This window comes from Serratia sp. PL7 (genome assembly GCF_945957435.1).
This window is the reverse complement of sequence record NZ_CAMFLB010000009.1, coordinates 69,146-93,814: the sequence shown is the minus strand read 5'-3', so window position 1 is coordinate 93,814 and position 24,669 is coordinate 69,146. Positions and strand designations below refer to the sequence as shown.

The window sequence follows — 24,669 nt, the reverse complement described above, 5'->3', positions numbered from 1 at the left end:
GGGTAATGAGAACGATGGAAACAAAGATTTCGGTGCCGCAGTATGAGCTGCGCGGTTTCAGCCTGTGGGGCTTTCGCGATATGGCGCACTGCATGGACTTTCTGTTCGACGGCGGCCGGGTCAAACAGGGCACGCTGGTGGCCATGAACGCGGAAAAGATCCTGAAGGCGGAAGAGGACCCGGCGCTGCATGCGTTGCTGGATGAGGCGGAGTACAAGTACGCCGACGGCATCAGCATGGTGCGCTCGATTCGCCGCAAATACCCGGCGGCGGACGTTTCGCGCGTTGCGGGCGCCGATCTGTGGGAAGCCTTGATGCAGCGCGCCGGTCGTGAAGGCACGCCGGTCTTCCTGGTCGGCGGCAAGCCGGAGGTGCTGGCGGAAACCGAGCAAAAGCTGCGCAGCCAGTGGAATGTCAACCTGGTGGGTAGCCAGGATGGCTATTTCAAACCGGAGCAACGTGAGGCGCTGTTCGAGCGTATTCGCGCCAGCGGTGCCGCTATCGTGACGGTGGCGATGGGATCGCCGAAGCAGGAGATCCTGATGCGCGACTGCCGCAAGGTGCATCCGCAGGCGCTGTACATGGGCGTGGGCGGCACCTACGACGTCTTTACCGGCCACGTGAAGCGTGCGCCCAAGGTGTGGCAGAACCTCGGTCTGGAGTGGCTCTACCGCCTGCTCAGCCAGCCCAGCCGCATCGGCCGGCAGTTGAAGCTGTTGAAGTTTGTCGGCTACTACTACAGCGGCAAGATGTAACCTCTACATCCGGGGCGGAAAGTGCTGTTCCGCTCCGGTCTGCTGTACCAATAATCTGCTTTTGCACGTTTCTCCCGCATATCTATAACCCCCAGCCCTAAACGCAGCCGCATTTATTCCATAAAGTTTTAAATTGCGGTTTGCTTATAGCGGCGAAATGCGAAACGATACCGCCCGGAAATTATCCCCGGCCGCTGAAGCCTGATGCGACAGCACTGAACGATGTTCTTCTCACGGTAACTTCGCTCCGACTACCCGTTGATGCCAACCCGAACGGCAGGGGATGATTTATTCTTTTAATAATGACAATAACGACCGGCAGCGGCCGGCAGGCAAACACAACCCGAGAAAAATTATTGAGGATTTATGGCACACAAAGAGAAACCGCAAGGGCTACACCGGGGCCTTGAGGCCCGGCACATCGAGCTTATCGCTCTGGGGGGCACCATCGGCGTCGGCCTGTTTATGGGTTCGGCCAGTACGCTGAAATGGGCCGGGCCGTCGGTGCTGCTGGCTTACATCATCGCCGGGCTGTTCGTGTTTTTCATTATGCGTTCGATGGGGGAGATGTTGTTCCTCGAGCCGGTCGCCGGGTCGTTTGCCGTTTACGCGCATAAGTACATGAATCCCTACTTCGGTTACCTGACCGCCTGGGGCTACTGGTTTATGTGGATCGCCGTTGGTATTTCTGAGATCACCGCCATCGGGGTGTATGTGCAGTTCTGGTTCCCGGAAATACCGCAGTGGGTGCCTGCACTGATCGCCGTGGCGATGGTGGCGCTGGCCAACCTGGCGGCGGTGCGCCTGTACGGTGAGCTGGAGTTCTGGTTCGCCATGATCAAGGTCACCACCATCATCGTGATGATTCTGGTGGGGCTGGGGGTGATCTTCTTCGGTTTCGGCAACGGCGGTGAGCCTATCGGTTTCGCCAATCTGACGGCGCACGGCGGTTTCTTTGCCGGTGGCTGGAAAGGCTTCCTGTTTGCGCTGTGCATCGTGGTGGCGTCCTATCAGGGGGTTGAGCTGGTAGGCATCACCGCCGGGGAAGCCAAGAACCCGCAGGTGACGCTGAAACGCGCGATCAACAATATCCTGTGGCGCATCCTGATCTTCTATGTCGGCGCAATCTTCGTCATCGTGACCATCTTCCCGTGGAACGGCATCGGCACCACCGGCAGCCCGTTTGTGCTGACCTTCGCCAAGATCGGCATCGTCGCCGCCGCCGGCATTATCAACTTTGTGGTGCTGACCGCCGCGCTCTCCGGTTGCAACAGCGGCATGTACAGCGGCGGCCGCATGCTGTACGCCCTGGCCAAGAACCGCCAACTGCCGGCGGCGTTGACCAAGCTTTCCGCCAGCGGTGTGCCGGTGAACTGCATTGCCGTCACCATCGCCTGTCTGTTGGTGGGGTCCGCGCTGAACTACATTATCCCGAATCCGGAGCAGGTGTTCGTGTATGTCTACAGCGCCAGCGTGCTGCCGGGCATGGTGCCGTGGTTCGTGGTGCTGATAAGCCAGCTCTATTTCCGCCGTGCCCATAAGGAAGCGATCAAAACCCACAGCTTTAAGTCGATCATGTTCCCGTATGTGAACTATCTGACCATCGCTTTTCTGGTTTGCGTGCTGGTCGGCATGGGAATCAACCCAGATACGCGAATTTCCCTGCTGGTCGGGGTGATTTTCTTAGCCGGCGTCAGCCTGTGCTACTTCGCTTTCGGTATGCATAAGAAACATCATCCGGCTGAAAATCGGGTAGAAACGCGGCAATAAACGGTGAAAAGGGGCTACGGAGTGCGCTTTCCTGCGCAGGAGTGAGCAAAGCGTAATCAAACGCAACATTTCTGCGAAAAAGCACTAGACAGGATTGGCGTAAATCCGTAGTATCCCCTCCCGCAACGGCGCTACGCGCCCGTAGCTCAGCTGGATAGAGCGCTGCCCTCCGGAGGCAGAGGTCTCAGGTTCGAATCCTGTCGGGCGCGCCATTAAGTTTGTGCGCAGGAGCTGCGGTGGTAATATTACCGCGTGAGTAAGAAGAAGTAGTAATGGTGGCTATAGCTCAGTTGGTAGAGCCCTGGATTGTGATTCCAGTTGTCGTGGGTTCGAGTCCCATTAGCCACCCCACTTCCTAACGAAGTGAAGATTTAGCAGTATTTTGTGACAGTGCGAAGGTGGCGGAATTGGTAGACGCGCTAGCTTCAGGTGTTAGTGTTCTTACGGACGTGAGGGTTCAAGTCCCTCTCTTCGCACCACGCAAAATATCTGATAAATATAAGATTTATATGGACAACGGTCTGATAAATCGGGTAGTATGAGCAACACAAATCGGCGAGTAGCGCAGCTTGGTAGCGCAACTGGTTTGGGACCAGTGGGTCGGAGGTTCGAATCCTCTCTCGCCGACCACATTCGAAAAACCTGCTTTTTAAAGCAGGTTTTTTTTCGTCTGCGGTTTATGAGGATGAGTACCTCCGCAGGAGGTTCGAGCCTCGCGAAGCGAGACAACGTTGCTTTAGCAACGGCCCGCAGGGCGCGCATCAACGATGCGCGTAATCCTCTCTCGCCGACCACTTTCAAAGAAACCGACGCAAGTCGGTTTTTTTACATCTGCCGTTTATGAGAGCAAGTTTTCTCAGCATGACGAAGCTAATACCGACAAGCCCGTGCAGCAATGCGCGGTTTTTTGCGTATCGAAGGATGGGCATTTTGTCTCTGCTGGCAAGCGTGTTGGTTTTCAGCGACAACGCCATCCAGCGCTGTCGTCAGGTTGAGACAAATAATTCATTGATTTAAAAAGATAAAGTTGGCTTTGGCTTAAGTCGTCGTTTTGAGGCGACATCCTGATAACGGCCGCTGGCAAGGAATGCCAGGAAGTGGTTTGCAACGCAAAGGATGGAATTAAATAAAAATCAATATTTTCAATATCTTGAATTCTATTTTCTTATGGGGATGGACTCAATATAAAAGTTGGCACGCCAAATGCTATATCTATAGCGTAGATGCTCATTCCACCTCTTATGTTCGCCTTAGGCTTCATAAACCCTGGGAATGACGCAGAGCCGATTTAGGGTGCCTATCGCCCACGAGAACGATGACTAACCCGTCATCACGCTCAGGGCAGAACGTTGAGTGAGGCACCGCCCCTGTTGTCCTAGACCTGATTGCTTCTTTATACACTTGCCATACGGCAAGTGTTTTTTTTTGCGCCACAGAAAAACCCTGAGCAAAAAAAAAGCGCGGCATCGGGGCCGCGCTCTTCTCTCTCGGGCAGGGCGTTATTCGCCGCCGTTCTGTTTCAGCGTCAACATCAGCCCCTCACGCCGCATCTGCGCCGCTTCATCCGAACGATGCAGTTTCTCCAGCGTATCGGCCAGCCAGGCGTAATCGTAGGCGTCCGGACGCTGTTTCAGCGCTTCGCGGAAGGCGTCGGCCGCCTGCTGCCACTCGCCGTGCTTCATCAGCAGTTGCCCCAGCGTGCTGTTCAGCAGCGGCGTCGCGCCGTGTTGTTTCATCTGCTGACGCAGCGCTTTCTCAAGCTGCTCGGGGTTGCCGGACTTCAGCCGTGGCAGCAACAGCACCAGACGCTCGTCGTATTGGCGCTTCAGGCTGTCGAGCACAATCTCCTGCGCCAGCTCGTGGTCGTTGCATTCGATCAGGTGTTCCACCATCGCGATTTGCAGCGGCACCTCGTGACGCGTCTTGCGGCTCTGATCTTTCCACCAGCGCTTCAGGCCTTCACTGCCTTCGTCCGCCATCGCCTGATTCATCAGACCGATGTAAGCCTGCTGCTGCAACGCCTGCAGCTGCTCTTCGCTGTGCAGTTCGATTTTACGCATCGACGGCAGCACTTCCAGCAGCGACGCGTAGGCGCCGGTGCGCAGATAGGCTTGTTCCGCCAGGCGCAGCACTTCCGGATGGCGCGGCGCCTGGTTCAGCAGGCGATCGACGCCGTGGCGCGCGGCGTGGTTCTCGCCCTGCGCCAGCTGGATGCGAACCCGGGTGATATCCACCGGCAGCTGATCGGTGTCGGCGGCTTCGGCGGCGCGTTCCAGATATTGATTGGTACGGAAGTCATCGCCGCGTTGCTGCGCGGCCTCGGCGGCCAGCAGGTAGTTCACCACCGGCTGTTCAGCGTGATCGGCGTTGCGCGTCATCAGCTTCTCAACCTGCTTATAGTCGCCTTCCGCCAGTTTGATCAGCGCGGCTTTGGTTTGCTGGCGCGCGCGGGTGCGCTTGCGGCCGATAAACCAACCGCGCGTGCGGGCGCCGGTACGGAAGATGCGGCGCAGGATCCACTCGATCGCCAGCAGCACCACGAACAGCAGCACCAACATGATCACCAGGCCGGTGACGCTGGTTTCGATATTGTAGTTATCGGTCTGGATCAGCACGTAGCCCTGATGCCCGGCCAACATCGGCCCGAGCACCACGCTGGCGATCACCACCAGGAACAGAAATAGCACGCGTAACATGGCTTAACCCTCCTGGTGAGCGGCAGGGGACTGGGTCATCAGGTTGCGCACCCGGGTCTGCATCACTTTTTCGAGCAGCGGCTGGCTTTTCAGCTGATCCGGCACGTCCATCGAGATCGACTGTTGGCTCAGGTTATCCAGCTCTTCCAGGAAAGCCTTGGTCGCCGGATCGGTGGTGTCGAAATAGGCGCGCACCCAGGTGGAGACGGTTTCCAGCGATTGCTTGTAGGTCTCGTTCTGGTGGCGTGGGATGGCCTGTGCGGCCACCAGCAGGCGCGAACGGATATTTTCGCGGAGGTAGATGTCCTGGTTCGGCGCCAGCAGCGGTTCGGCGCTGGTATCGCGACGGCGGATGGTGATGAAGTCGGCCATGAAATTGCGCCAGCTCTTGGCCAGGTTCTGCCGCCATTCGCCGATCGAGCCGGAGAGCTCGCTGCTGTTTTGATCCATCGGCGCTTCGTCGGTGTCGTTATCGGCCAGGCGCAGGTTATCCACCTGGTTGGACAGCTGATTGACCTTGAGGATGATGCCGTCGTAATCGACCTGGGTCAGCGTAGAAAGCGTGCTGATGTCTTCGGTAATGGCGCGGCGCACGTCGAGCAGGCTAGGATCGTTCATGTCCGCCAGGCTGGCGTCGGCGCTTTTCAGCAACGCGGCGGCGCTGGTCACGTCTTGATCGCTCCACAGCTTGCGGCCGGCCATTTTCACCAGGAAATCGGCCTGCGCCAGCAGCCAGGTTTTTGCGTCGCTGCCGGAGATGGTCGCCACTTTTTCCTGCAGCTCGCTCAGTTGACGCGCCAGATTCGCCTGCTCGCGATCGGCGGCGTCCAGGGTTTTACCCTGCTGCTGCAGCAGGCCTTCCAGCGCATTTCTTTCCTGCTGTTGGCTCTGCTTCACGCCTTCAAGCTGCTGCTGCAGCGCCTGATTGGCGGCGATCAGCTGTTGCGCCTGCTTGTGCGTGTGGTAATAGCCGCCCGCGCCGAGGGCGATGACCAGCACGATAGCGATCGCGCCGAGCACCGGGCCGGTGTTCTTGCCTTTGCGGCTGGCAGCGGCTGGCTGCTGGGAGCTCTCAACCGCGGTGGTTGGCTCTTCAACCGGGGCGGCTGGGGTATTTTGTTCCGTCATAGTGGCACATCCCATAGTCAGATTATTGTAGCGCGCGGATCAGCGCGTCATTATCGGCATTGTCAGCTACCCGAATCGTACGCCAGCCCAAATCCCGGGCGAGGGTAGCCAGGCGTTCGCTCACTACTACCAGGCGGCAACGCAGCAGCCATGAAGAACGATAGTAATCAGGAACTAAAGTATAGAGCTGTTGTAACATTTCACCGCTGGTCACCACCAGCGTATCCACACCGGCACGCTGCCAGTGGGCGCTTTGCTCGCTGCCGTCGTAGTGCACCGGGCTGCGTTGATAGCATTCATAATAGCTGACGTCGGCGCCGCGCTCGCTCAGCGTTGTGCCCAGCAACTCGCGGCCGCCGTTGCCGCGTAAAATCAGCGCGCGTTTGCCCGCCAGTTTCTGCAGCGCCGGCAGCAGCAGCAGCGTTTCGCTGATCTCGCGTTCGCGCGGGTATTCCACCGGCAAACTGCTGATGCGGTGCAGCGCCAGCCCGGTGGTACGGCCAATGGCGTAATAGGCCAGGTGAGCGGGCCAGCTCAGTCCGGCGCGGCCGATGACCGAATCGGCATAGTTCACCGAATGCTGCGACAGCACGAATACCAGATCGCCGGCGTTCAACTGCTGCAACGCCTGCGGCAGCTGCGGCAGATCGCTGCCGGGGGCGAAGTCGATCAGCGGTGCATGATAGGCAACCCGGCCGAGTGCGCGCAGCCGGCTCACTAACCGCTCTCCCGAAGGCGATGGGCGGGTTACCAGGATCGTCATGCCGGCGGATTTCCCTGATAAACTTCGCGCAGGATCTCGCGCGCGCCGCGCGCCAGCAGCTCTTCCGCCAGCTCAACGCCCATCCGTTCGGCTTCGGCGGCCGGGCCGCGGCGTTCGCCGCGCACCATCTGGCTGCCGTCCGGCGCGCCGACCAGGGCGCGCAGCCACAGGCTGTCGCCATCCAGTTCGGCATAGCTGCCGATCGGCACCTGGCAGCCGCCTTCCAGGCGAGTGTTCATCGCCCGTTCGGCGCGCACGCGGGTTTCGGTAGCCGCATGGTTCAGCGGCGCCAGCAGCGCGCGGGTGACGCTGTCGTCGAGACGGCATTCAATGCCGACTGCACCCTGGCCGACCGCCGGCAGGCACTCTTCGGCGCTCAGCGGGCTGCGGATGCGTTGCTCCAGCCCCAGGCGCTTCAGGCCGGCCACCGCCAGAATAATCGCGTCGTAGTCGCCGTTGTCCAGCTTGGCCAGGCGAGTGCCGACGTTGCCGCGCAGGTCGCGTACGATCAGGTCCGGGCGGCGTTCGCGCAGTTGGCACTGGCGGCGCAGGCTGGAGGTGCCGACCACGCTGCCCTGCGGCAGCTGATCGAGCGAGGCGAAACGATTGGAAACAAAAGCGTCGCGCGGATCTTCGCGTTCGCAAATGGTGGACAAACCGAGGCCGGCAGGGAAATCGACCGGCACGTCTTTCATCGAGTGCACGGCGATGTCGGCGCGGCCTTCCAGCAGCGCGAGCTCGAGTTCTTTAACAAACAGGCCTTTACCGCCGACTTTCGCCAGCGGCGTATCCAGAATAACGTCGCCGCGCGTCACCATCGGCACCAACTCGACCTGCAGGCCGGGATGGCTGGCCATCAGACGTTGCTGCACATAATGTGCTTGCCAGAGTGCAAGCGGGCTTTGTCGGGTGGCAATTCGAATAATTTTGTCTAACATGCTTGTTACCGTTTTTATATTTCGCCATCCATCCTACCACTGAGAGCCAATACTGTCAGTGCAAGAAGCCGGAGGAGGAAAAAGGACAACGGAATCAAAGGGACGTGTGATGTGCTTTGGGGCAGTTAACACTGCGGGTAAATCGTTTAGGGAAGCGCTACAATAATTGTGAAGCGTTACCTCCTTTACGGTCAATCAGCAAGGTGTTAAATTGATCACGTTTCCAGCAATAAGTCGCCAAATATTCTTCTTACACTAACGGCGCTTATGGAATACGGGTTTTTTTCTAAACACCGGGATAATCAGGCGAGACGTCTTGTACCTCTACATCGAGACATTGAAGCAGAGACTGGATGCGATCAATCAGCTACGCGTCGATCGCGCCCTAGCGGCTATGAAGCCCGCGTTTCAACGGGTATACAGTCTGCTGCCCACCTTACTGCACCACCACCACCCGCTGATGCCGGGTTACCTGAACGGTAACGTTCCCCATGGCATTTGCCTCTACACGCCTGATGAAACTCAACAAGATTACCTGAACGATTTAGAAGACAAATGGGGCAGCCCGTTTGACAAGCCGGCCAGCGGCGAGCTGCCGATCACCGGCGTCTACTCGATGGGCAGCACCTCGTCTATCGGCCAAAGCTGCAGCTCGGATCTCGACATCTGGGTCTGCCACCAGTCCTGGCTGGACAACGAAGAACGCACCCGTTTGCAGCAAAAATGCAGCCTGCTTGAGAAGTGGGCCGCCTCGATGGGGGTGGAAGTCAGCTTCTTCCTGATCGACGAAAACCGCTTCCGCCATAATGAAAGCGGCAGCCTGGGTGGCGAAGACTGCGGCTCGACGCAGCACATCCTGTTGCTCGATGAATTCTATCGCACCGCAGTGCGCCTGGCTGGCAAACGCATCCTGTGGAACATGGTACCGGGCGAAGAAGAAGCGCACTACGATGAATACGTGCTGTCGCTGTACGCGCAGGGTGCGCTGACGCCGAACGAGTGGCTGGATCTCGGTGGCCTGAGTTCGCTGTCGGCGGAAGAGTACTTCGGCGCCAGCCTGTGGCAGCTGTACAAGAGCATCGATTCGCCTTACAAGGCGGTGCTGAAGACCCTGCTGCTGGAAGCCTATTCCTGGGAATACCCCAATACCCAACTGCTGGCGACGGACATCAAACACCGGCTGCATCAGGGTGAGATCGTCAGCTTCGGGCTTGATGCCTACTGCATGATGCTTGAGCGCGTGACCCGCTACCTGACCGACATCAACGACACCACCCGCCTCGATCTGGCCCGCCGCTGTTTTTACCTGAAAGTATGTGAAAAGCTGTCGCTGGCCAAGGCCTGCGTCGGCTGGCGACGCGAGATCCTCAGCCAATTGGTCAGCGAGTGGGGCTGGAGCGAAGAGCGTCTGGCGATGCTGGATAACCGCGCCAACTGGAAAATCGAGCGGGTGCGCGAAGCGCATAACGAACTGCTCGACGCGATGATGCAAAGCTACCGCAACCTGATCCGTTTCGCTCGCCGCAACAACCTCAGCGTCAGCGCCAGCCCGCAGGATATCGGCGTGCTGACCCGCAAACTGTACGCGGCGTTCGAAGCGCTGCCCGGCAAGGTGACGCTGGTGAACCCGCAGATTTCACCGGACCTGTCGGAAAACGATTTAACCTTTATTCACGTGCCGGTTGGCCGCGCCAACCGCACCGGCTGGTACCTGTATAATCAGGCACCGGCTATGGATTCGATCGTCAGCCATCAGCCGCTGGAATATAACCGCTACCTGAACAAGCTGGTGGCCTGGGCCTATTTCAACGGCCTGCTAACGCCGCAGACCCGCCTGCACATCAAGAGCGGCAACCTGTGCGACACCGCCAAGCTGCAGGAGCTGGTGGCCGACGTTTCTCATCACTTCCCGCTGCGCCTGCCGGCGCCGACGCCGAAAGCGCTGTACAGCCCGTGCGAAATTCGCCATCTGGCCATCATCGTCAATCTGGAAAACGATCCGACCGCCGCCTTCCGCAATCAGGTGGTGCACTTCGATTTCCGCAAACTGGACGTGTTCAGCTTTGGCCAGCAGCAGCAGTGTTTGGTGGGCAGTATCGATCTGCTGTATCGCAACTCCTGGAACGAAGTGCGTACCCTGCATTTCAGCGGCGAGCAGTCGGTGCTGGAAGCGCTGAAGACCATTCTCGGCAAAATGCACCAGGATGCCGCGCCGCCGGAGTCGGTGGAAGTGTTCTGCTACAGCCAGCACCTGCGCGGCCTGATCCGCACCCGTATCCAGCAGCTGGTGTCGGAGTGCATCGAGCTGCGCCTGTCCAGTACCCGGCTGGAACCCGGCCGCTTCAAGGCGGTGCGCGTTGCCGGGCAGACTTGGGGGCTGTTCTTCGAGCGCCTGAGCGTGTCGGTGCAAAAGCTGGAGAATGCGGTGGAGTTTTACGGCGCCATCTCCAACAACAAGCTGCACGGCCTGTCTATCAAGGTGGAAACCGATCAGGTGCATCTGCCGCCGGTGGTGGACGGCTTCGCCAGCGAGGGGATCATCCAGTTCTTCTTCGAAGACACCTCAGACGACAAGGGCTTCAACATCTATATTCTGGATGAGTCGAATCGGGTGGAGGTGTATCACCACTGCGAGGGCAGTAAAGAGGAGCTGGTGCGCGACGTCAGCCGCTTCTACTCCTCGTCGCACGATCGCTTCACCTACGGCTCCAGCTTCATCAACTTCAATCTGCCGCAGTTCTATCAGATCGTGCAACTCGACGGGCGCACGCAGGTGATCCCGTTCCGCAGCAACGTGCTGTCCAGCCTGTGCGTGACGGTGGCCGACGGCGCCGCTCAGCCGCTGAAACAGCAGTTCCAGCTGCATTGACGCCGCAAGGGCTCGGTTGCCGAGCCCTGCTTAGCCTCAGGAAAAATGCAGTTCCTCGCCGGCCTGCGCGCTGGCCGCTTCGCTGAGCAGCTGATAAAACGGCTGCCCGCTGCGATCGCATAGCCAAACGCCGTCGCGGTAGTTGAAGTGATAACCGCCGGCCTTGGTGGCGAGCCACACCTGGTGCAGCGGCTCCTGGCGGTTGATGACGATTTTGGTGCCGTTTTCGAAGCTCAGCGTCATTACGCCGCCATTGGTTTCGTAATCGATATCCGCATCGCCGTCAAAATCGTCCAGTGTCTCTTCAATATTCAGCATCAGCTGGTCGGCCAACTGGTGAAACTCACTGTCGTTCATATTCAATTCCTATTGCTTTTCATGATCCACCTGCGATTATAGAGACCTTGGACGCATGAATTACAGGCATTAATGCAAATGAAAAAACAACTACGCTATGCGCTGATGGCAGTTCTGGTTACCGGCCTCGCCGGCTGCGGTCTGAAAGGCCCGCTTTACTTCCCGCCTGCCGATCCCGCCAGCCAGAAACCGGCCAAGCCGCCGGTGCAAACGGGCGATCAGGTGCAAAAGAACCAGCAGGAGCAGTCTGGCTCTCAGCAAAAACCGTCGATGGTTGACCAGTAAACCCCGGTTTGCGGTAGCGAGCGCCACCGCAACATCAAGACGGATAGCGCGTCCAGATAGCGGAGTATGATATGCAGTTCTCCAAAATGCACGGTCTGGGCAACGACTTTATGGTGGTCGATGCCGTTACACAGAATGTCTATTTTTCACCTGAGCTGATCCGCCGGTTGGCCGATCGGCACCTGGGCGTCGGCTTTGACCAGATGCTGGTGGTAGAACCGCCTTACGATCCCGAACTGGATTTTCACTACCGAATTTTTAACGCCGACGGCAGCGAAGTGGCGCAGTGCGGCAACGGCGCGCGTTGCTTCGCGCGTTTCGTGCGGCTGAAAGGGCTGACCAACAAACGCGACATCCGTGTCAGCACCCAAACCGGGCGCATGGTGCTCAGTGTCACCGACGACGATCTGGTGTGCGTCAACATGGGCGAACCGAATTTCGACCCGCAGGCGGTGCCGTTCCGCGCCACTAAGGCTGAAAAGACCTACATCATGCGCGCGGCGGAACATACCGTGCTGTGCGGCGTGGTGTCGATGGGTAACCCGCATTGTGTTTTGCAGGTGGACGATGTAACAACTGCCAAGGTGGAGCTGCTTGGGCCGGTGCTGGAAGGGCATGAACGCTTCCCGGAACGGGCCAACATCGGCTTTATGCAGGTGGTGAGCCGCGATCACATCAAACTGCGCGTTTATGAACGCGGCGCTGGTGAAACGCAGGCCTGCGGCAGCGGCGCCTGTGCGGCGGTGGCGGTGGGGATCCAACAGGAATTGCTGTCAGAAGAGGTGCATGTAGAACTGCCGGGCGGCAGCCTGCATATTCGCTGGAAAGGGCCGGGCAACCCGCTGTTTATGACCGGTCCGGCAACCCATGTCTATGACGGATTTATTCATCTATGAAAAGCGTAGAAGAACAGAGCGTCGCCGGCCTGGCGCTGGATGACGACACCGTGATGCAGTACCTGCTGCAGAACCCGGATTTCTTTATTCGCAACGCGCGCCAGGTTGAGCAGATGCGCGTGCCGCACCCGGTGCGCGGCACCGTTTCGCTGGTGGAATGGCACCTGGCCCGCCAGCGCAATCACATCGAACGGTTGGAAGAAGAGATCACGCTGTTGATGGAGCAGGCCAGTGCCAACGAAGGGCTGTTCGCCCGGCTGCTGCACCTGCAGGCCGATTTGGCCACCGCCGACAGCCTGCAGGACATGCTCAATCGGCTGCAGCGCTGGGCGCGCGGCTTCGGTTTAGCCGGCGCCACGGTGCGCCTGTTCGCCGATCGCTGGAAGATCGGCGCACCTTCCGACTTCACCCACCTGGCGCTGACGCGTTCGGCGTTCGAGCCGTTCCGCATTCAGCGGCTGGGCAGCGAACAACATTACCTCGGTGGTCTGAACGGCCCCGAACTGCTGCTGCTGTTGCCGCAGGCCAAACAGATTGGCCAGATTGGCTCGGTGGCGCTGTCGATGCTGGGCGACGACGGTGAACTGGGCATGGTGATCTTCAGCAGCCGCGATACGCAACACTATCAGCAGGGCATGGGCACGGTGATGCTCAATCAACTGGCGCGCATGCTGCCGGAACTGCTGGAACGCTGGGTCGAACGCGCATGACGCCGATTGCGCCCAGCCTGCAGCAGCCGGTGGACGCGTTTCTGCGTTATCTCAAGGTAGAACGCCAACTCAGCCCGCTGACGCAGCTCAGCTATTCACGCCAGCTGGCGGCGCTGATGCGCCTGGCGCAGGAGATCGGCGTCACCGACTGGGTGGCGCTGGATGCCGCCCGGGTGCGCATGCTGGCGGCGCGCAGCAAACGCGCCGGCCTGCAGTCCGCCAGCCTGGCGCTGCGGCTTTCTTCGCTGCGCAGTTTCCTCGACTGGCTGGTCAGCCAGGGCGTATTGCACGCCAACCCCGCCAAGGGCATCCGCACGCCGCGCAGCGGCCGCCATCTGCCGAAAAACATCGACGTCGATGAAATGAACCAGCTGCTGGAGATCGATCTCAACGATCCGCTGGCGGTGCGCGATCGCGCCATGCTGGAGGTGATGTACGGCGCCGGCCTGCGCCTCTCCGAGCTGGTGGGGCTGGATTGCCGTCATGTCGATATGGCCGCCGGCGAGGTGTGGGTGATGGGGAAAGGCAGCAAAGAGCGCAAATTGCCGATCGGGCGCACCGCCGTCACCTGGCTGGAACACTGGCTGGCGATGCGCGATCTGTTCGGGCCGGAAGATGACGCGATGTTCCTATCCAATCAGGGGCGACGCATCTCGACGCGCAACGTGCAAAAGCGCTTCGCCGAGTGGGGCGTGAAACAGGGCGTCAACAGCCATATTCACCCGCACAAGCTGCGCCACTCCTTCGCCACCCACATGCTGGAGTCCAGCGGCGATCTGCGCGCGGTGCAGGAACTGCTCGGCCACGCCAACCTGACCACCACGCAAATTTATACCCACCTCGACTTTCAACATCTGGCGAACGTGTACGATGCCGCGCATCCGCGTGCCAAACGGGGGAAATCCTGATGCATTTTTATCGCCCGCTGCGCCCGCTGGCGGCGCTGACTTTCGATCTGGACGACACGCTGTATGATAACCGTCCGGTGATCCGGCAAACCGAACAACAATCGGTGGCCTTCCTGCAGAGTTATCACCCCGGCCTGAGCAGCTTTCAGTCGGCGGATTTTCATCGCCTGCGTCAGGAGCTGCGCGAGCAGGAGCCGGAGATCTACCATGACGTCACCCAGTGGCGCTGGCGCGCCATTCATCTGGCGCTGAGCCGGCAGGGGCTGCGCGACGCCGAAGCGGCGATCGGGGCCGATGCGGCGATGCAGAACTTCGCGCTGTGGCGCAGCCGCATCGAGGTGCCGGAAGCGACCCACGCCACGCTGAAGGCGTTGGCCGCGCGCTACCCGCTGGTGGCGATCACCAACGGCAACGTCGATCCGTCGCTGTGCGGCCTGGACGGTTATTTCCAGTTCGTGTTGCGCTCCGGGCCGGACGGGCGGGCCAAGCCGTACCAGGACATGTACCACCTGGCCGTTGAGCGGCTGGGCGTGGCGCCCGAGCAGATCCTGCACGTGGGCGACGATCTGACTACCGACGTCGCCGGCGCGCTGCGCGCGGGGCTGCAGGCCTGTTGGATCAACGATCGGCAACGCTGCCTGATGCAGGCTGCCGACAGCCGCTTGCTGCCGCATATTGAGATTTCGCAGTTGGCATCGCTGACAGCATTGTTATAATCCCTGCCAGAACTCTGTATAAATTTCCAGTGAAAAACCCGTCACCGGCGGGTTTTCCCTTAACCATTAGTGGTGCCTATGGACGTCTCCGATCTGCTCGACAGCCTGAATGAAAAACAACGTGAAGCCGTGGCGGCGCCGCGCAGCAACCTGTTGGTTCTGGCCGGGGCGGGCAGCGGCAAGACGCGGGTACTGGTGCATCGCATCGCCTGGCTGCTGTCGGTGGAGAACTGTTCGCCGTATTCGATCATGGCGGTGACCTTCACCAACAAGGCGGCGGCGGAAATGCGCCACCGTATCGAACATCTGATCGGCACCAGCCAGGGCGGCATGTGGATCGGCACCTTCCACGGCCTGGCGCATCGTCTGCTGCGCGCCCACCACCTGGAAGCCAACCTGCCGCAGGATTTCCAGATCCTCGACAGCGACGACCAGCTGCGGCTGCTCAAACGCATCATCAAGGCGCTGAACGTCGACGAGAAGCAGTGGCCGCCGCGTCAGGCGATGTGGTACATCAACGGCAAGAAAGACGAGGGCCTGCGCCCACAGCACGTCGAGACCTACAACAACCCGGTAGAGGCCACCTGGCTGCGCATCTATCAGGCCTATCAGGAAGCCTGCGATCGCGCCGGGCTGGTGGATTTCGCCGAGCTGCTGCTGCGCGCGCACGAGCTGTGGCTGAACAAGCCGCATATCCTCAACCACTACCGCGAACGTTTCACCAACGTGCTGGTGGACGAATTCCAGGATACCAACAGCATCCAGTACGCCTGGATCCGTCTGCTGGCGGGCGGCAACAGCAACGTGATGATCGTCGGCGACGACGATCAGTCGATCTACGGCTGGCGCGGCGCGCAGGTGGAAAATATCCAGCGCTTCCTGAAGGACTTCCCCGGCGCAGAAACCATCCGCCTGGAGCAGAACTACCGTTCCACCAGTAACATCCTGAAAGCGGCCAACACCCTGATCGCCAACAACGACGGGCGCATGGGCAAAAACCTGTGGACCGAAGGCGGCGAAGGCGAACCGATTTCCCTCTACTGCGCCTTCAACGAACTCGACGAAGCGCGCTTCGTGGTTAACCGCATCAAGACCTGGCAAGACAACGGCGGCGCGCTGAACGACTGCGCCATCCTGTACCGCAGCAACGCCCAGTCGCGCGTGCTGGAAGAGGCGCTGTTGCAGACGGCGATGCCGTACCGCATCTACGGTGGCCAGCGCTTCTTCGAACGCCAGGAAATCAAGGATGCGCTGGCTTACCTGCGCCTTATCTCCAACCGCAACGACGATGCGGCCTTCGAGCGCGTGGTCAACACCCCGACGCGCGGCATCGGCGATCGCACCCTCGACGTGGTGCGCCAGGCGGCGCGCGATCGCCAGCTGACGCTGTGGCAGGCGACGCGCGAGCTGATGCAGGACAAGGTGTTGGCCGGCCGCGCCGCGTCGGCGCTGCAGCGCTTTATCGAACTGGTGGAGTCGCTGGCGCATGAAACTGCCGACATGCCGCTGCACGTGCAGACCGACCGCGTGATCCGCGATTCCGGGCTGTTCATCATGTATGAGCAGGAAAAAGGCGAGAAGGGGCAGGCGCGTATCGAAAACCTCGAGGAGCTGGTGACGGCGACGCGCCAGTTCAGCTATCAGGAAGAAGATCAGGATCTGATGCCGCTGCAGGCATTCCTGTCGCATGCGGCGCTGGAAGCGGGCGAAGGCCAGGCCGACGCCTATCAGGATGCGGTGCAGCTGATGACCCTGCACTCGGCCAAGGGCCTGGAGTTCCCGCTGGTGTTTATCGTCGGCATGGAAGAAGGTATGTTCCCGAGCCAGATGTCGCTGGATGAAGGCGGCCGTCTGGAGGAGGAGCGTCGTCTGGCCTATGTGGGCGTAACGCGCGCCATGCAGAAGCTGACGCTGACCTACGCCGAAACGCGCCGTCTGTACGGCAAAGAGGTTTACCATCGGCCGTCGCGCTTTATCGGCGAGCTGCCGGAAGAGTGCGTGGAAGAAGTGCGCCTGCGCGCCAGCGTATCGCGCCCGGTCAATCACCGCCGCATGGGCACGCCGATCAGCGAGAACGATACCGGCTACAAGCTGGGCCAGCGCGTGCGCCATCCCAAGTTTGGCGAAGGCACCATCGTCAATCTGGAGGGCAGCGGCGAGCACAGCCGGCTGCAGATCGCTTTCCCGGGCGAGGGCATCAAGTGGCTGGTGGCGGCCTACGCTCGCCTGGAAACGGTATAAAGAGCGGGGAGAGTTGCAGGGGCAGGCCCCTGCAATCGTTCATTATCAGTGAGGGTAGCGATCGCCGACCTGCGCGGTGGCATACCAGCGCATCACCGCTTCGGTGCCTTCGCCGCCTTCCTGCGGCGCCCATGGCATGCAGTCCTCTTCGGTCAGTGCCTGATACGGGCCCTGCTTCACTTCGAACACCACGCCGCCGGCATCGACCGACAGCACCGCATGCCAGGTAAATGCCGGCATCTCCAGCACTTTGGTTTCTTCGCCGAGCAGGGTGCGCTGCGTGACGACGCCATCATCGTTGAACTGCAACACGACAAAACGACCGCGCAGCGGCGTCAGCAGCTCCCAGGTTTGCGGGTGGCGGTGCGGGCGGATATAGGTGCCGGGCTCCATGGCGATCGCCAGGCGTTGCACCGGGTCGCTCAACTCTTCGTGTAAGGTGCGGTGCGCGCGCAGGCGGGCCACGCTGGCGGCCTGTTCGCTCATCGCGGTCAGTTCATGGGCGGTAATCTGTTTCATCGTTTAAATCCGCATGCTTGTCGTACCATTAGGGTGATGTCATCTTAGCAACATTCTTGGTGGCGGTAAGCGATCGTCGCGACTTTTTCAGTACGGTTTAAGCGTCATTTCTGCCATTGATCATCGTGATGATTTGTTGCGCAATTATCCCGCCTAACGTGTTGACAGGCTTTTTCTTCTCGGCGTAACATGCGCGCACTATTATCATTGAGGACAGACGCCTTGGACACACCCAGTAGATACTGGCTCACTGACCTGCGCCGCAGGTATAACTTCTAAGGCTCTCCGTTTTTGCTGATAGCCTTCGTGGTTGTCGGCGACCCCGCAAAGTGTCGCTATGAGTCAGATCTCTTCATGGTCTGAAACAATCGGTGATACGCATCCCCTCTGTTTCTGTGCTTCAACGCGTTGTCCGCACCCGTTACCTTCACGGAGTTTTGGCACATGCTGAGCGCTTTTAAATTAGATAACCGCCGCTTGTCCCGTCTGGAACTGGACGACTCGGATGATCTCACGTCATCGCTGTGGGTTGATCTGGTCGAGCCGGAAGAGGGCGAGCGTGAGCGCGTGCAGAATGAGCTGGGACAAAGCCTGGCGACGCGTCCCGAATTGGACGATATCGAAGCCTCCGCCCGTTTCTTCGAAGACGAAGACGGTCTGCATATCCACTCCTTCTTCTACTTCGAAGATGCGGAAGATCACGCCGGCAACTCCACGGTGGCCTTCACCATTCGCGACGGCCGCCTGTATACCCTGCGCGAGCGTGAACTGCCGGCGTTCCGCCTGTACCGCATGCGCGCCCGCAACCAGACCATGCTTGAAGGCAACGCCTACGAACTGCTGCTGGATCTGTTCGAAACCAAGATTGAACAGCTGGCGGACGAGATAGAGAACATCTACAGCGATCTGGAACAGCTCAGCCGGGTGATCATGGAAGGGCATCAGGGCGACGAATACGACGCCGCGCTGTCGACGCTGGCGGAGCTGGAAGATATCGGCTGGAAGGTGCGTTTGTGTCTGATGGATACCCAGCGCGCGCTCAACTTCCTGGTGCGCAAGGCGCGTTTGCCGACCGGCCAGCTGGAGCAGGCGCGTGAAGTGCTGCGCGACATCGAATCCCTGCTGCCGCACAACGAATCGCTGTTCCAGAAGGTGAACTTCCTGATGCAGGCGGCGATGGGCTTCATCAATATCGAACAGAACCGCATCATCAAGATCTTCTCGGTGGTGTCGGTGGTATTCCTGCCGCCTACGCTGGTGGCCTCCAGCTACGGCATGAACTTCGAATTCATGCCGGAACTGAAATGGTCGTTCGGCTACCCGGGCGCCATCACGCTGATGATCCTGGCCGGCCTGGCCCCTTACCTGTACTTCAAGCGCAAAAACTGGCTGTAACCCGGCGGCGCCGGGCTTAGCGCAGCTTGCGTTGGGTGTAGAGCGCGTCGAGGGTGAACAGGATCAGCGCCGCCCAGATAAAGCCGAAGGTCACCAGCTTGTCCTGGCCGATGGTCTCACCGTAGAAGGTGACCGCCAGCAGGAACATCAGCGTCGGGCCGAGATACTGGAAGAAACCGAGCGTCGACAGGCGCAGCCGGGTAGCCGCCGCGGTGAAGCACAGCAGCGGTACGGTGGTGACGATGCCGGCGGCGACCAGCAGCAGGTTCAGCGACCACGGGTTGGCGCTCAGGTGGCTGGTGGGGCTGTCGGCGAACAGGAACAGATAGGCGGCCGCCACCGGCAGCAGCCATAGCGTCTCAATCAGCATGCCGGTCTGGGCGTCGATGGCGATTTTCTTGCGCAGCAGGCCGTAGAAAGCGAAGCTGAACGCCAGCCCCAGACCGATGATCGGCAACGAGCCGAACTGCCAGAGCTGCACCAGTACCCCGGTGAATGCCAGCGCCACCGCCACCCACTGCATGCGACGAAAGCGCTCGCCGAGAAACAGCATCCCCAGCAGCACGTTAACCAGCGGGTTGATGAAGTAGCCCAGGCTGGCTTCCAGCATATGGTGATTGTTCACCGCCCAGATGAACAGCAGCCAGTTGCCGCCGATCAACAGCGCGGTGACCGCCAGCAGCAGCAGTCGTTTGCGGTTTTGGCAGGCGGCGCGCACTTTAGGCCAGTTGCGGCCCAGCGTGATCAGCGCCAGCATGAAGAAAAACGACCAGATGATCCGGTGGGTGAGGATCTCGTCCGCGGACACTTGCTGGATCAGTTTGAAATAGGCCGGGGCAATGCCCCACATAAAATAGGCGGCCAGGGCGAAGAAAATGCCCTGACGCGTTTGCTTTGCGTCCATGACGTCACTCTGGTGGGGAACTTAAGATGCGGTGAGTGTACTGAAGACGCTCACCGCACACAATCATCAGCCGACCAGATAGGTGGCGGTGGCGGTCGCGATATGCAGGCCGTCGTGGTTATGCAGTTCTACGCGCGCCACGGCGACCTTGTTGCCGCTGCGCAGCACGCTGGCGGAGGCGACGAAGTGTTCACCGCGGCCGGGGCGCAGATAGTCGACGCGCAGATCGATGGTGCCCATGCGCGACAGTTTGGCGGCGATCTCTTCTTCGATCAGCGGCTCCAGGCGCGTCAGCACGCCGCCGGCGCAAGCCAGCCCGGCGGCGACGTCGAGCACCGCGGCGATCACGCCGCCGTGCAGAATTTCCTGTGCGGCGTTGCCCACCAGCTTGCGCTGGTTGGTGAAGCTCAGCTCGACGTAGTCATCGTCGAAGCGGCGCAGCTCCAGGCCAAGCTCGCGGTTGAACGGCATGTGGTAGACAAAGATTTCGCCGATCTTGCGGCGGGCGGCTTCCAGGGTCAGTGGTGTGGTCGACATAGCGGGTTTCCATTTTTCTTTTGCGTTTTAAGGGAGCTAACTGGTCAGTCCAGGTTAATGAGATGTTGATTTTATGCTTAACCTTTGTTGCTTTCCAGACTATTCCAATAAAACCGGCCTGCGCTGCGGTAAAACGCCCTTTGTGTGTAAAATGGCCTGATTTTTTCCGGGCTTGCCCTTTTTCGTTGGAGTGAGGAGAGGTTATGCGCATTTTGTCAGGGATCGTTTCCGCCACGCTGCTGATGCCGGCGCTGGCATTGGCTGAGGAAGCCAAAGAGCAGCAGATTCACGATAAGCCGGCGGTGCGCGGCAGCATTATCGCCAACCTGCTGCAGGAGCACGAGAATCCGTTCACGCTGTATCCTTACGATCCCAATTATCTGCTGTACACCGACACCAGTGATATCAACAAAGAGGCCATCAAGACGTACAACTGGGGCGACAAGGCGCGCAAGGACGAGGTGAAATACCAACTTAGCCTGGCGTTTCCTCTGTGGCGGGGCATTGCCGGCGACAACTCGGTGCTCGGCGCGTCTTATACTCAGCGCTCCTGGTGGCAATTGTCCAACCGCGGCGAGTCTTCGCCGTTCCGCGAAACCAACTACGAGCCGCAGCTGTTCGTGGGGTGGGCGACCGATTACCGTTTTGCCGGTTGGACGCTGCGCGATGTTGAAATCGGCGTGAACCATCAGTCTAACGGCCGCTCGGATCCGACGTCGCGCAGCTGGAATCGCGGCTATGCGCGGCTGATGGCGCAAAACGGCAACTGGCAGGTGGATCTCAAGCCCTGGTTCCGCTTCTCGGAGAGCTCGAGCAACGACGACAACCCGGACATCACCAAATACATGGGATACTACCGGTTGAAGGTCGGTTACGCCTGGGGCGACAGCGTGTTCAGCGTCGACAGCCACTATAACTGGAACAGCGGCTACGGCGGCGCGGAGCTGGGCTGGAGCTATCCGATCACCCGCAACGTGCGTTTCTATACCCAGGTATTCAGCGGCTACGGCGAATCGCTGATCGACTATAACTTCCGGCAGACACGGGTGGGCGTTGGTGTCATGCTGAACGATATTATGTAATCATACCCGCTGGGTGTGTACCGATGAAAAAATGGGGAAGTGTGTGTCAACCGCAGCAGTGATTAACAGAGAGTTGCTGGCCGAGCAGGTATTGCGCGATACCTTTGGCTACCAGCAATTCCGTCCGGGGCAGCAAACGATTATCAACGCCGCGATCGGCGGGCAGGATTGCCTGGTGGTGATGCCGACCGGCGGCGGCAAGTCGTTGTGCTACCAAATCCCGGCGCTGGTGATGGACGGCCTGACGCTGGTCGTTTCCCCTCTGATCTCGCTGATGAAGGACCAGGTCGACCAACTGTTGGCCTACGGCGTTTCCGCCGCCTGCTATAACTCGACGCAAACCCGCGAGGAGCAGCTGGACGTCATGGCCGGCTGCCGCAACGGTAACATCAAGATGCTGTACATCGCGCCGGAACGGCTGATGATGGAAAGCTTCCTTAACCTGCTCGACCACTGCCCGCCGGCAATGCTGGCGGTGGATGAGGCGCACTGCATCTCGCAGTGGGGCCATGACTTCCGGCCGGAATATCGCGCGCTGGGCCAACTGAAACAGCGCTTCCCGTCGATGCCGGTGATCGCGTTGACCGCCACCGCCGACGAGTCCACCCGCGGCGATATCGTGCGTCTGCTGTCGCTGCAGGATCCGCTGGTGCAGGTCAGCAGCTTCGACCGGCCGAACATCCGTTACACGCTGGTGGAAAAATTCAAACCGCTCGACCAGCTGTGGCGCTTCGTGCAGGATCAGCGCGGTAAGAGCGGCATTATCTATTGCAACAGCCGCGCCAAGGTGGAAGACACCGCTGCGCGCTTGCAAAGCCGCGGGCTGAGCGTCGGTGCCTACCACGCCGGGCTGGACAACGATCGCCGCGCGCAGGTGCAGGAAGCGTTCCAGCGCGACGATCTGCAGGTGGTGGTGGCCACCGTCGCCTTCGGCATGGGCATCAACAAACCCAACGTGCGCTTCGTGGTGCATTTCGACATCCCGCGCAATATCGAATCCTATTATCAGGAGACCGGCCGAGCCGGGCGCGACGGCCTGCCGGCCGAAGCCATCCTGCTGTACGATCCGGCCGACATGGCCTGGCTGCGCCGCTGCCTGGAGGAGAAACCCGCCGGGCAACAGCTGGACATCGAGCGTCACAAGCTGAACGCCATGGGCGCTTTCGCCGAGGCGCAAACCTGCCGTCGCCTGGTGCTGCTCAACTACTTCGGCGAAGGCAAGCACGAGAACTGCGGCAACTGCGACATCTGCCTCGATCCGCCCAAGCGCTACGACGGGCTGGAGGACGCGCGCAAGGCGCTGTCCTGCGTGTACCGCGTCGGCCAGCGCTTTGGCCTCGGGTACATCGTGGAAGTGCTGCGCGGCTCCAACAACCAACGCATTCGTGAATACGGTCACGACAAGCTGCCGGTGTACGGCATCGGCCGCGATCAAACCACCGAACACTGGACCAGCGTGCTGCGTCAGCTGATCCACCTGGGCTTTATCACCCAGAACATCGCCATGCACTCGGCGCTGCAATTGACCGAGGCGGCGCGTCCGGTGTTGCGCGGCGAGGTGGCGCTGCAGCTGGCGGTGCCGCGTATTCAGAGCCTGAAGTCGCGCAGCAGCAGCGCCAACCAGAAATCCTACGGCGGCAATTACGATCGCAAGCTGTTCGCCAAGCTGCGCAAACTGCGCAAATCGATCGCCGACGAAGAAAACATTCCGCCTTACGTGGTGTTCAACGACGCCACGCTGCTGGAAATGGCCGAACAGATGCCGATCAAGGCCGGCGATCTGCTGAGCGTCAACGGCGTCGGCCAGCGCAAACTAGAGCGTTTCGGCGCGCCCTTTATGGCGATGATCCGCGACCATCTCGACAATGATGAAGACTGAGGGCGATAAATCATGCTGATGCTGTTTCTCACCGTGGCGCTGGTGCATCTGATTGCGCTGATGAGCCCGGGGCCGGACTTCTTTTTCGTGTCGCAAACCGCCGCCAGCCGTTCGCGCCGTGAGGCGATGATGGGCGTGGTCGGCATTTCGCTCGGCATCGTGGTTTGGGCCGGCGTGGCGTTGATGGGGCTGCATCTGATCCTGCAGAAGATGGCCTGGCTGCATCAGGTCATCATGGTCGGCGGCGGCATTTACCTGTGCTGGATGGGGTGGCAACTGCTGCGTTCCGCGCGGGCGCAGCAAGCTGCTCCAGCGGCGGAGGCCCAGGTGGCGTTGCCGAAGGCCGGGCGCAGCTTTATTCGCGGCTTCCTGACCAACCTGTCCAACCCGAAAGCGGTGATCTATTTCGGCAGCGTGTTCTCGCTGTTCGTCGGTGACAGCGTCGGCGCCGGCGCGCGCTGGGGGCTGTTCTTGCTGATCGTTGCCGAGACCTTCGTCTGGTTCAGCCTGGTGGCGGTGGTGTTCGCGCTGCCGGCGATGCGCCGCGGCTATCAGCGGTTGGCCAAGTGGATCGACGGGGTGGCGGGCGTGCTGTTCACCGGCTTCGGGTTACACCTGATCTTTACCCGCTGACCGGCGGTGAGATGCCCAAGGCCGAGCAGCGATGCCCGGCCTTTTTTGTCAGGCTTTGCGGGCGGTCGCCAGCAGCCCCGCCACCAAAATGAACAGTGAACCGAACACCCGGTTAAGCAGCTGCATCTGGCGCGGCGTTTTCAGCCAGCCGGCGATGCGCGTCGCCAGGGTGGCGTAACCGATCATCACCAGAATATCCACCACCACGGTGGTGACGCCGAGCACCAGGTACTGCTCGGCCTGCGGTTGATTGGGCAAGATGAACTGCGGGAACAGCGCGGCGAGGAACACGATGCTTTTCGGGTTGGTCAGGTTGACCAGCACCGCGCGGCGGAACAGACGGCGGCGCGGCATGCTGCCCGCCAGCGCATGCAGATCCAGCGCGCCGGCGGCGCGCCATTGCTGGATACCGAGCCACACCAGGTAGGCGGCGCCCAACCATTTCAGCAGTTCGAACGCCAGCAATGATTGAGAAATCAGCGCGCCGAGACCGATGCCCACCAGCACGATGTGCGCGCTCAACCCGACCTGCAGCCCGGCGATTGACGCGGCGGCGCCGCGATAGCCGTGGCTGATGCCGGTGCTCATGGTGTTGATGGCGCCGGATCCAGGGGACAGGCTAAGGATAAGCGTGGTCAGCAGGTAGGTTAACCACCAGTCCAAGGTCATGGTTCTCGGCTCCCTGAAA

Annotated in this window: 22 protein-coding genes, 4 tRNA genes and 1 other RNA gene; 18 read left to right on the top strand and 9 right to left on the bottom strand. The window is 60.2% G+C overall.

Annotation, left to right across the window (positions count from 1 at the left end; all coding sequences use genetic code 11):
* Positions 1–14 precede the first annotated feature (14 nt).
* The 7 genes from wecG to N6G83_RS29585 all read left to right on the top strand — a co-directional run bounded on the left by wecG (position 15) and on the right by N6G83_RS29585 (position 3,319).
* Positions 15–755 carry a lipopolysaccharide N-acetylmannosaminouronosyltransferase gene (wecG, locus tag N6G83_RS29615; protein WP_025304866.1) on the top strand — a complete coding sequence of 247 codons (741 nt, stop codon included), beginning with the start codon at positions 15–17 and terminating at the stop codon, positions 753–755.
* 366 nt (positions 756–1,121) lie between these two features.
* Positions 1,122–2,525: a bifunctional threonine/serine APC transporter ThrP gene (gene thrP, locus N6G83_RS29610; protein WP_260515973.1), complete on the top strand. Its 1,404-nt coding sequence runs from the start codon at positions 1,122–1,124 to the stop codon at positions 2,523–2,525.
* A gap of 135 nt (positions 2,526–2,660) precedes the next feature.
* Positions 2,661–2,737: transfer RNA gene (locus N6G83_RS29605), tRNA-Arg, on the top strand.
* A gap of 63 nt (positions 2,738–2,800) precedes the next feature.
* Positions 2,801–2,876, top strand: a tRNA-His gene (locus N6G83_RS29600).
* Positions 2,877–2,917: 41 nt separating this feature from the next.
* Positions 2,918–3,004 (top strand) — tRNA-Leu (locus tag N6G83_RS29595).
* A gap of 74 nt (positions 3,005–3,078) precedes the next feature.
* Positions 3,079–3,155 (top strand) — tRNA-Pro (locus N6G83_RS29590).
* 35 nt (positions 3,156–3,190) lie between these two features.
* A non-coding RNA gene (locus N6G83_RS29585) (RtT sRNA) lies at positions 3,191–3,319 on the top strand.
* Between the two features lie 705 nt (positions 3,320–4,024).
* Here N6G83_RS29585 and hemY read toward each other — a convergent pair.
* The 4 genes from hemY to hemC are packed head-to-tail and all read right to left on the bottom strand — an operon-like array spanning position 4,025 to position 8,050.
* A complete protein-coding gene (gene hemY / locus N6G83_RS29580; protein WP_004934228.1) occupies positions 4,025–5,221 on the bottom strand; it encodes a protoheme IX biogenesis protein HemY in 1,197 nt (398 codons plus the stop codon).
* A 3-nt stretch (positions 5,222–5,224) separates the two neighbouring features.
* Positions 5,225–6,349, bottom strand: coding sequence for a uroporphyrinogen-III C-methyltransferase (gene hemX, locus N6G83_RS29575; RefSeq protein WP_016929498.1), 1,125 nt, complete (start codon positions 6,347–6,349; stop codon positions 5,225–5,227).
* 22 nt (positions 6,350–6,371) lie between these two features.
* The gene (gene hemD, locus N6G83_RS29570; RefSeq protein WP_025304868.1) at positions 6,372–7,112 is read right to left on the bottom strand and encodes a uroporphyrinogen-III synthase; all 741 of its coding nucleotides are present in this window, start codon (positions 7,110–7,112) and stop codon (positions 6,372–6,374) included.
* The gene (gene hemC / locus N6G83_RS29565; RefSeq protein ID WP_025304869.1) at positions 7,109–8,050 is read right to left on the bottom strand and encodes a hydroxymethylbilane synthase; all 942 of its coding nucleotides are present in this window, start codon (positions 8,048–8,050) and stop codon (positions 7,109–7,111) included. Before hemC ends, hemD begins: the two co-directional genes overlap by 4 nt.
* Positions 8,051–8,366: 316 nt before the next feature.
* On the opposite strand from hemC, the gene N6G83_RS29560 reads away from it, so the two are divergent.
* Complete coding sequence (locus N6G83_RS29560) at positions 8,367–10,919, top strand: class I adenylate cyclase (protein WP_019452546.1); 2,553 nt, start codon at positions 8,367–8,369, stop codon at positions 10,917–10,919.
* 36 nt (positions 10,920–10,955) lie between these two features.
* Here N6G83_RS29560 and cyaY read toward each other — a convergent pair whose 3' ends face one another.
* Positions 10,956–11,276, bottom strand: coding sequence for an iron donor protein CyaY (gene cyaY / locus N6G83_RS29555; RefSeq protein ID WP_004934237.1), 321 nt, complete (start codon positions 11,274–11,276; stop codon positions 10,956–10,958).
* A 78-nt stretch (positions 11,277–11,354) separates the two neighbouring features.
* Between cyaY and lptM the strand changes: the two genes are divergently transcribed.
* The 6 genes from lptM to uvrD all read left to right on the top strand — a co-directional run bounded on the left by lptM (position 11,355) and on the right by uvrD (position 17,032).
* Entirely contained in the window at positions 11,355–11,561 is a 207-nt protein-coding gene (gene lptM / locus N6G83_RS29550) for an LPS translocon maturation chaperone LptM (RefSeq protein ID WP_004934241.1), read from the top strand.
* 71 nt (positions 11,562–11,632) lie between these two features.
* The gene (gene dapF / locus N6G83_RS29545) at positions 11,633–12,457 is read left to right on the top strand and encodes a diaminopimelate epimerase (protein WP_025304871.1); all 825 of its coding nucleotides are present in this window, start codon (positions 11,633–11,635) and stop codon (positions 12,455–12,457) included.
* Positions 12,454–13,167: a DUF484 domain-containing protein gene (locus N6G83_RS29540; RefSeq protein WP_060434800.1), complete on the top strand. Its 714-nt coding sequence runs from the start codon at positions 12,454–12,456 to the stop codon at positions 13,165–13,167. Before dapF ends, N6G83_RS29540 begins: the two co-directional genes overlap by 4 nt.
* Positions 13,164–14,075 (top strand): tyrosine recombinase XerC, encoded by a 912-nt coding sequence (gene xerC, locus N6G83_RS29535; RefSeq protein WP_060434799.1) that lies wholly within the window; start codon positions 13,164–13,166, stop codon positions 14,073–14,075. Before N6G83_RS29540 ends, xerC begins: the two co-directional genes overlap by 4 nt.
* On the top strand, positions 14,075–14,791 hold the full coding sequence (gene yigB, locus N6G83_RS29530; RefSeq protein WP_025304873.1) for a 5-amino-6-(5-phospho-D-ribitylamino)uracil phosphatase YigB: 717 nt from the start codon (positions 14,075–14,077) through the stop codon (positions 14,789–14,791). The genes xerC and yigB overlap by 1 nt, the downstream gene beginning before the upstream one ends.
* Before the next feature lie 78 nt (positions 14,792–14,869).
* Positions 14,870–17,032 (top strand): DNA helicase II, encoded by a 2,163-nt coding sequence (gene uvrD, locus N6G83_RS29525; RefSeq protein WP_025304874.1) that lies wholly within the window; start codon positions 14,870–14,872, stop codon positions 17,030–17,032.
* A 45-nt stretch (positions 17,033–17,077) separates the two neighbouring features.
* On the opposite strand, the gene N6G83_RS29520 is transcribed toward uvrD, so the two are convergent.
* Positions 17,078–17,551, bottom strand: coding sequence for a WbuC family cupin fold metalloprotein (locus N6G83_RS29520; RefSeq protein WP_004934257.1), 474 nt, complete (start codon positions 17,549–17,551; stop codon positions 17,078–17,080).
* 444 nt (positions 17,552–17,995) lie between these two features.
* Between N6G83_RS29520 and corA the strand changes: the two genes are divergently transcribed.
* Positions 17,996–18,946: a magnesium/cobalt transporter CorA gene (gene corA, locus N6G83_RS29515; RefSeq protein ID WP_004934262.1), complete on the top strand. Its 951-nt coding sequence runs from the start codon at positions 17,996–17,998 to the stop codon at positions 18,944–18,946.
* A 16-nt stretch (positions 18,947–18,962) separates the two neighbouring features.
* Here the strand turns inward: corA and rarD are convergent, their stop codons facing one another.
* Entirely contained in the window at positions 18,963–19,850 is an 888-nt protein-coding gene (gene rarD / locus N6G83_RS29510) for an EamA family transporter RarD (protein WP_025304876.1), read from the bottom strand.
* A gap of 66 nt (positions 19,851–19,916) precedes the next feature.
* Positions 19,917–20,387, bottom strand: coding sequence for a thioesterase family protein (locus N6G83_RS29505; protein WP_016929489.1), 471 nt, complete (start codon positions 20,385–20,387; stop codon positions 19,917–19,919).
* A gap of 203 nt (positions 20,388–20,590) precedes the next feature.
* Here N6G83_RS29505 and pldA point away from each other — a divergent pair, with 203 nt between their 5' ends.
* The 3 genes from pldA to rhtC are packed head-to-tail and all read left to right on the top strand — an operon-like array spanning position 20,591 to position 23,981.
* Complete coding sequence (gene pldA, locus N6G83_RS29500; RefSeq protein ID WP_025304877.1) at positions 20,591–21,469, top strand: phospholipase A; 879 nt, start codon at positions 20,591–20,593, stop codon at positions 21,467–21,469.
* A gap of 43 nt (positions 21,470–21,512) precedes the next feature.
* Positions 21,513–23,348 (top strand): ATP-dependent DNA helicase RecQ, encoded by a 1,836-nt coding sequence (gene recQ / locus N6G83_RS29495; protein WP_089196406.1) that lies wholly within the window; start codon positions 21,513–21,515, stop codon positions 23,346–23,348.
* A gap of 12 nt (positions 23,349–23,360) precedes the next feature.
* The gene (gene rhtC, locus N6G83_RS29490; RefSeq protein ID WP_049203601.1) at positions 23,361–23,981 is read left to right on the top strand and encodes a threonine export protein RhtC; all 621 of its coding nucleotides are present in this window, start codon (positions 23,361–23,363) and stop codon (positions 23,979–23,981) included.
* Between the two features lie 48 nt (positions 23,982–24,029).
* Here the strand turns inward: rhtC and rhtB are convergent, their stop codons facing one another.
* Positions 24,030–24,650 (bottom strand): homoserine/homoserine lactone efflux protein, encoded by a 621-nt coding sequence (rhtB, locus tag N6G83_RS29485; protein WP_060434791.1) that lies wholly within the window; start codon positions 24,648–24,650, stop codon positions 24,030–24,032.
* Between the last annotated feature and the right edge of the window lie 19 nt (positions 24,651–24,669).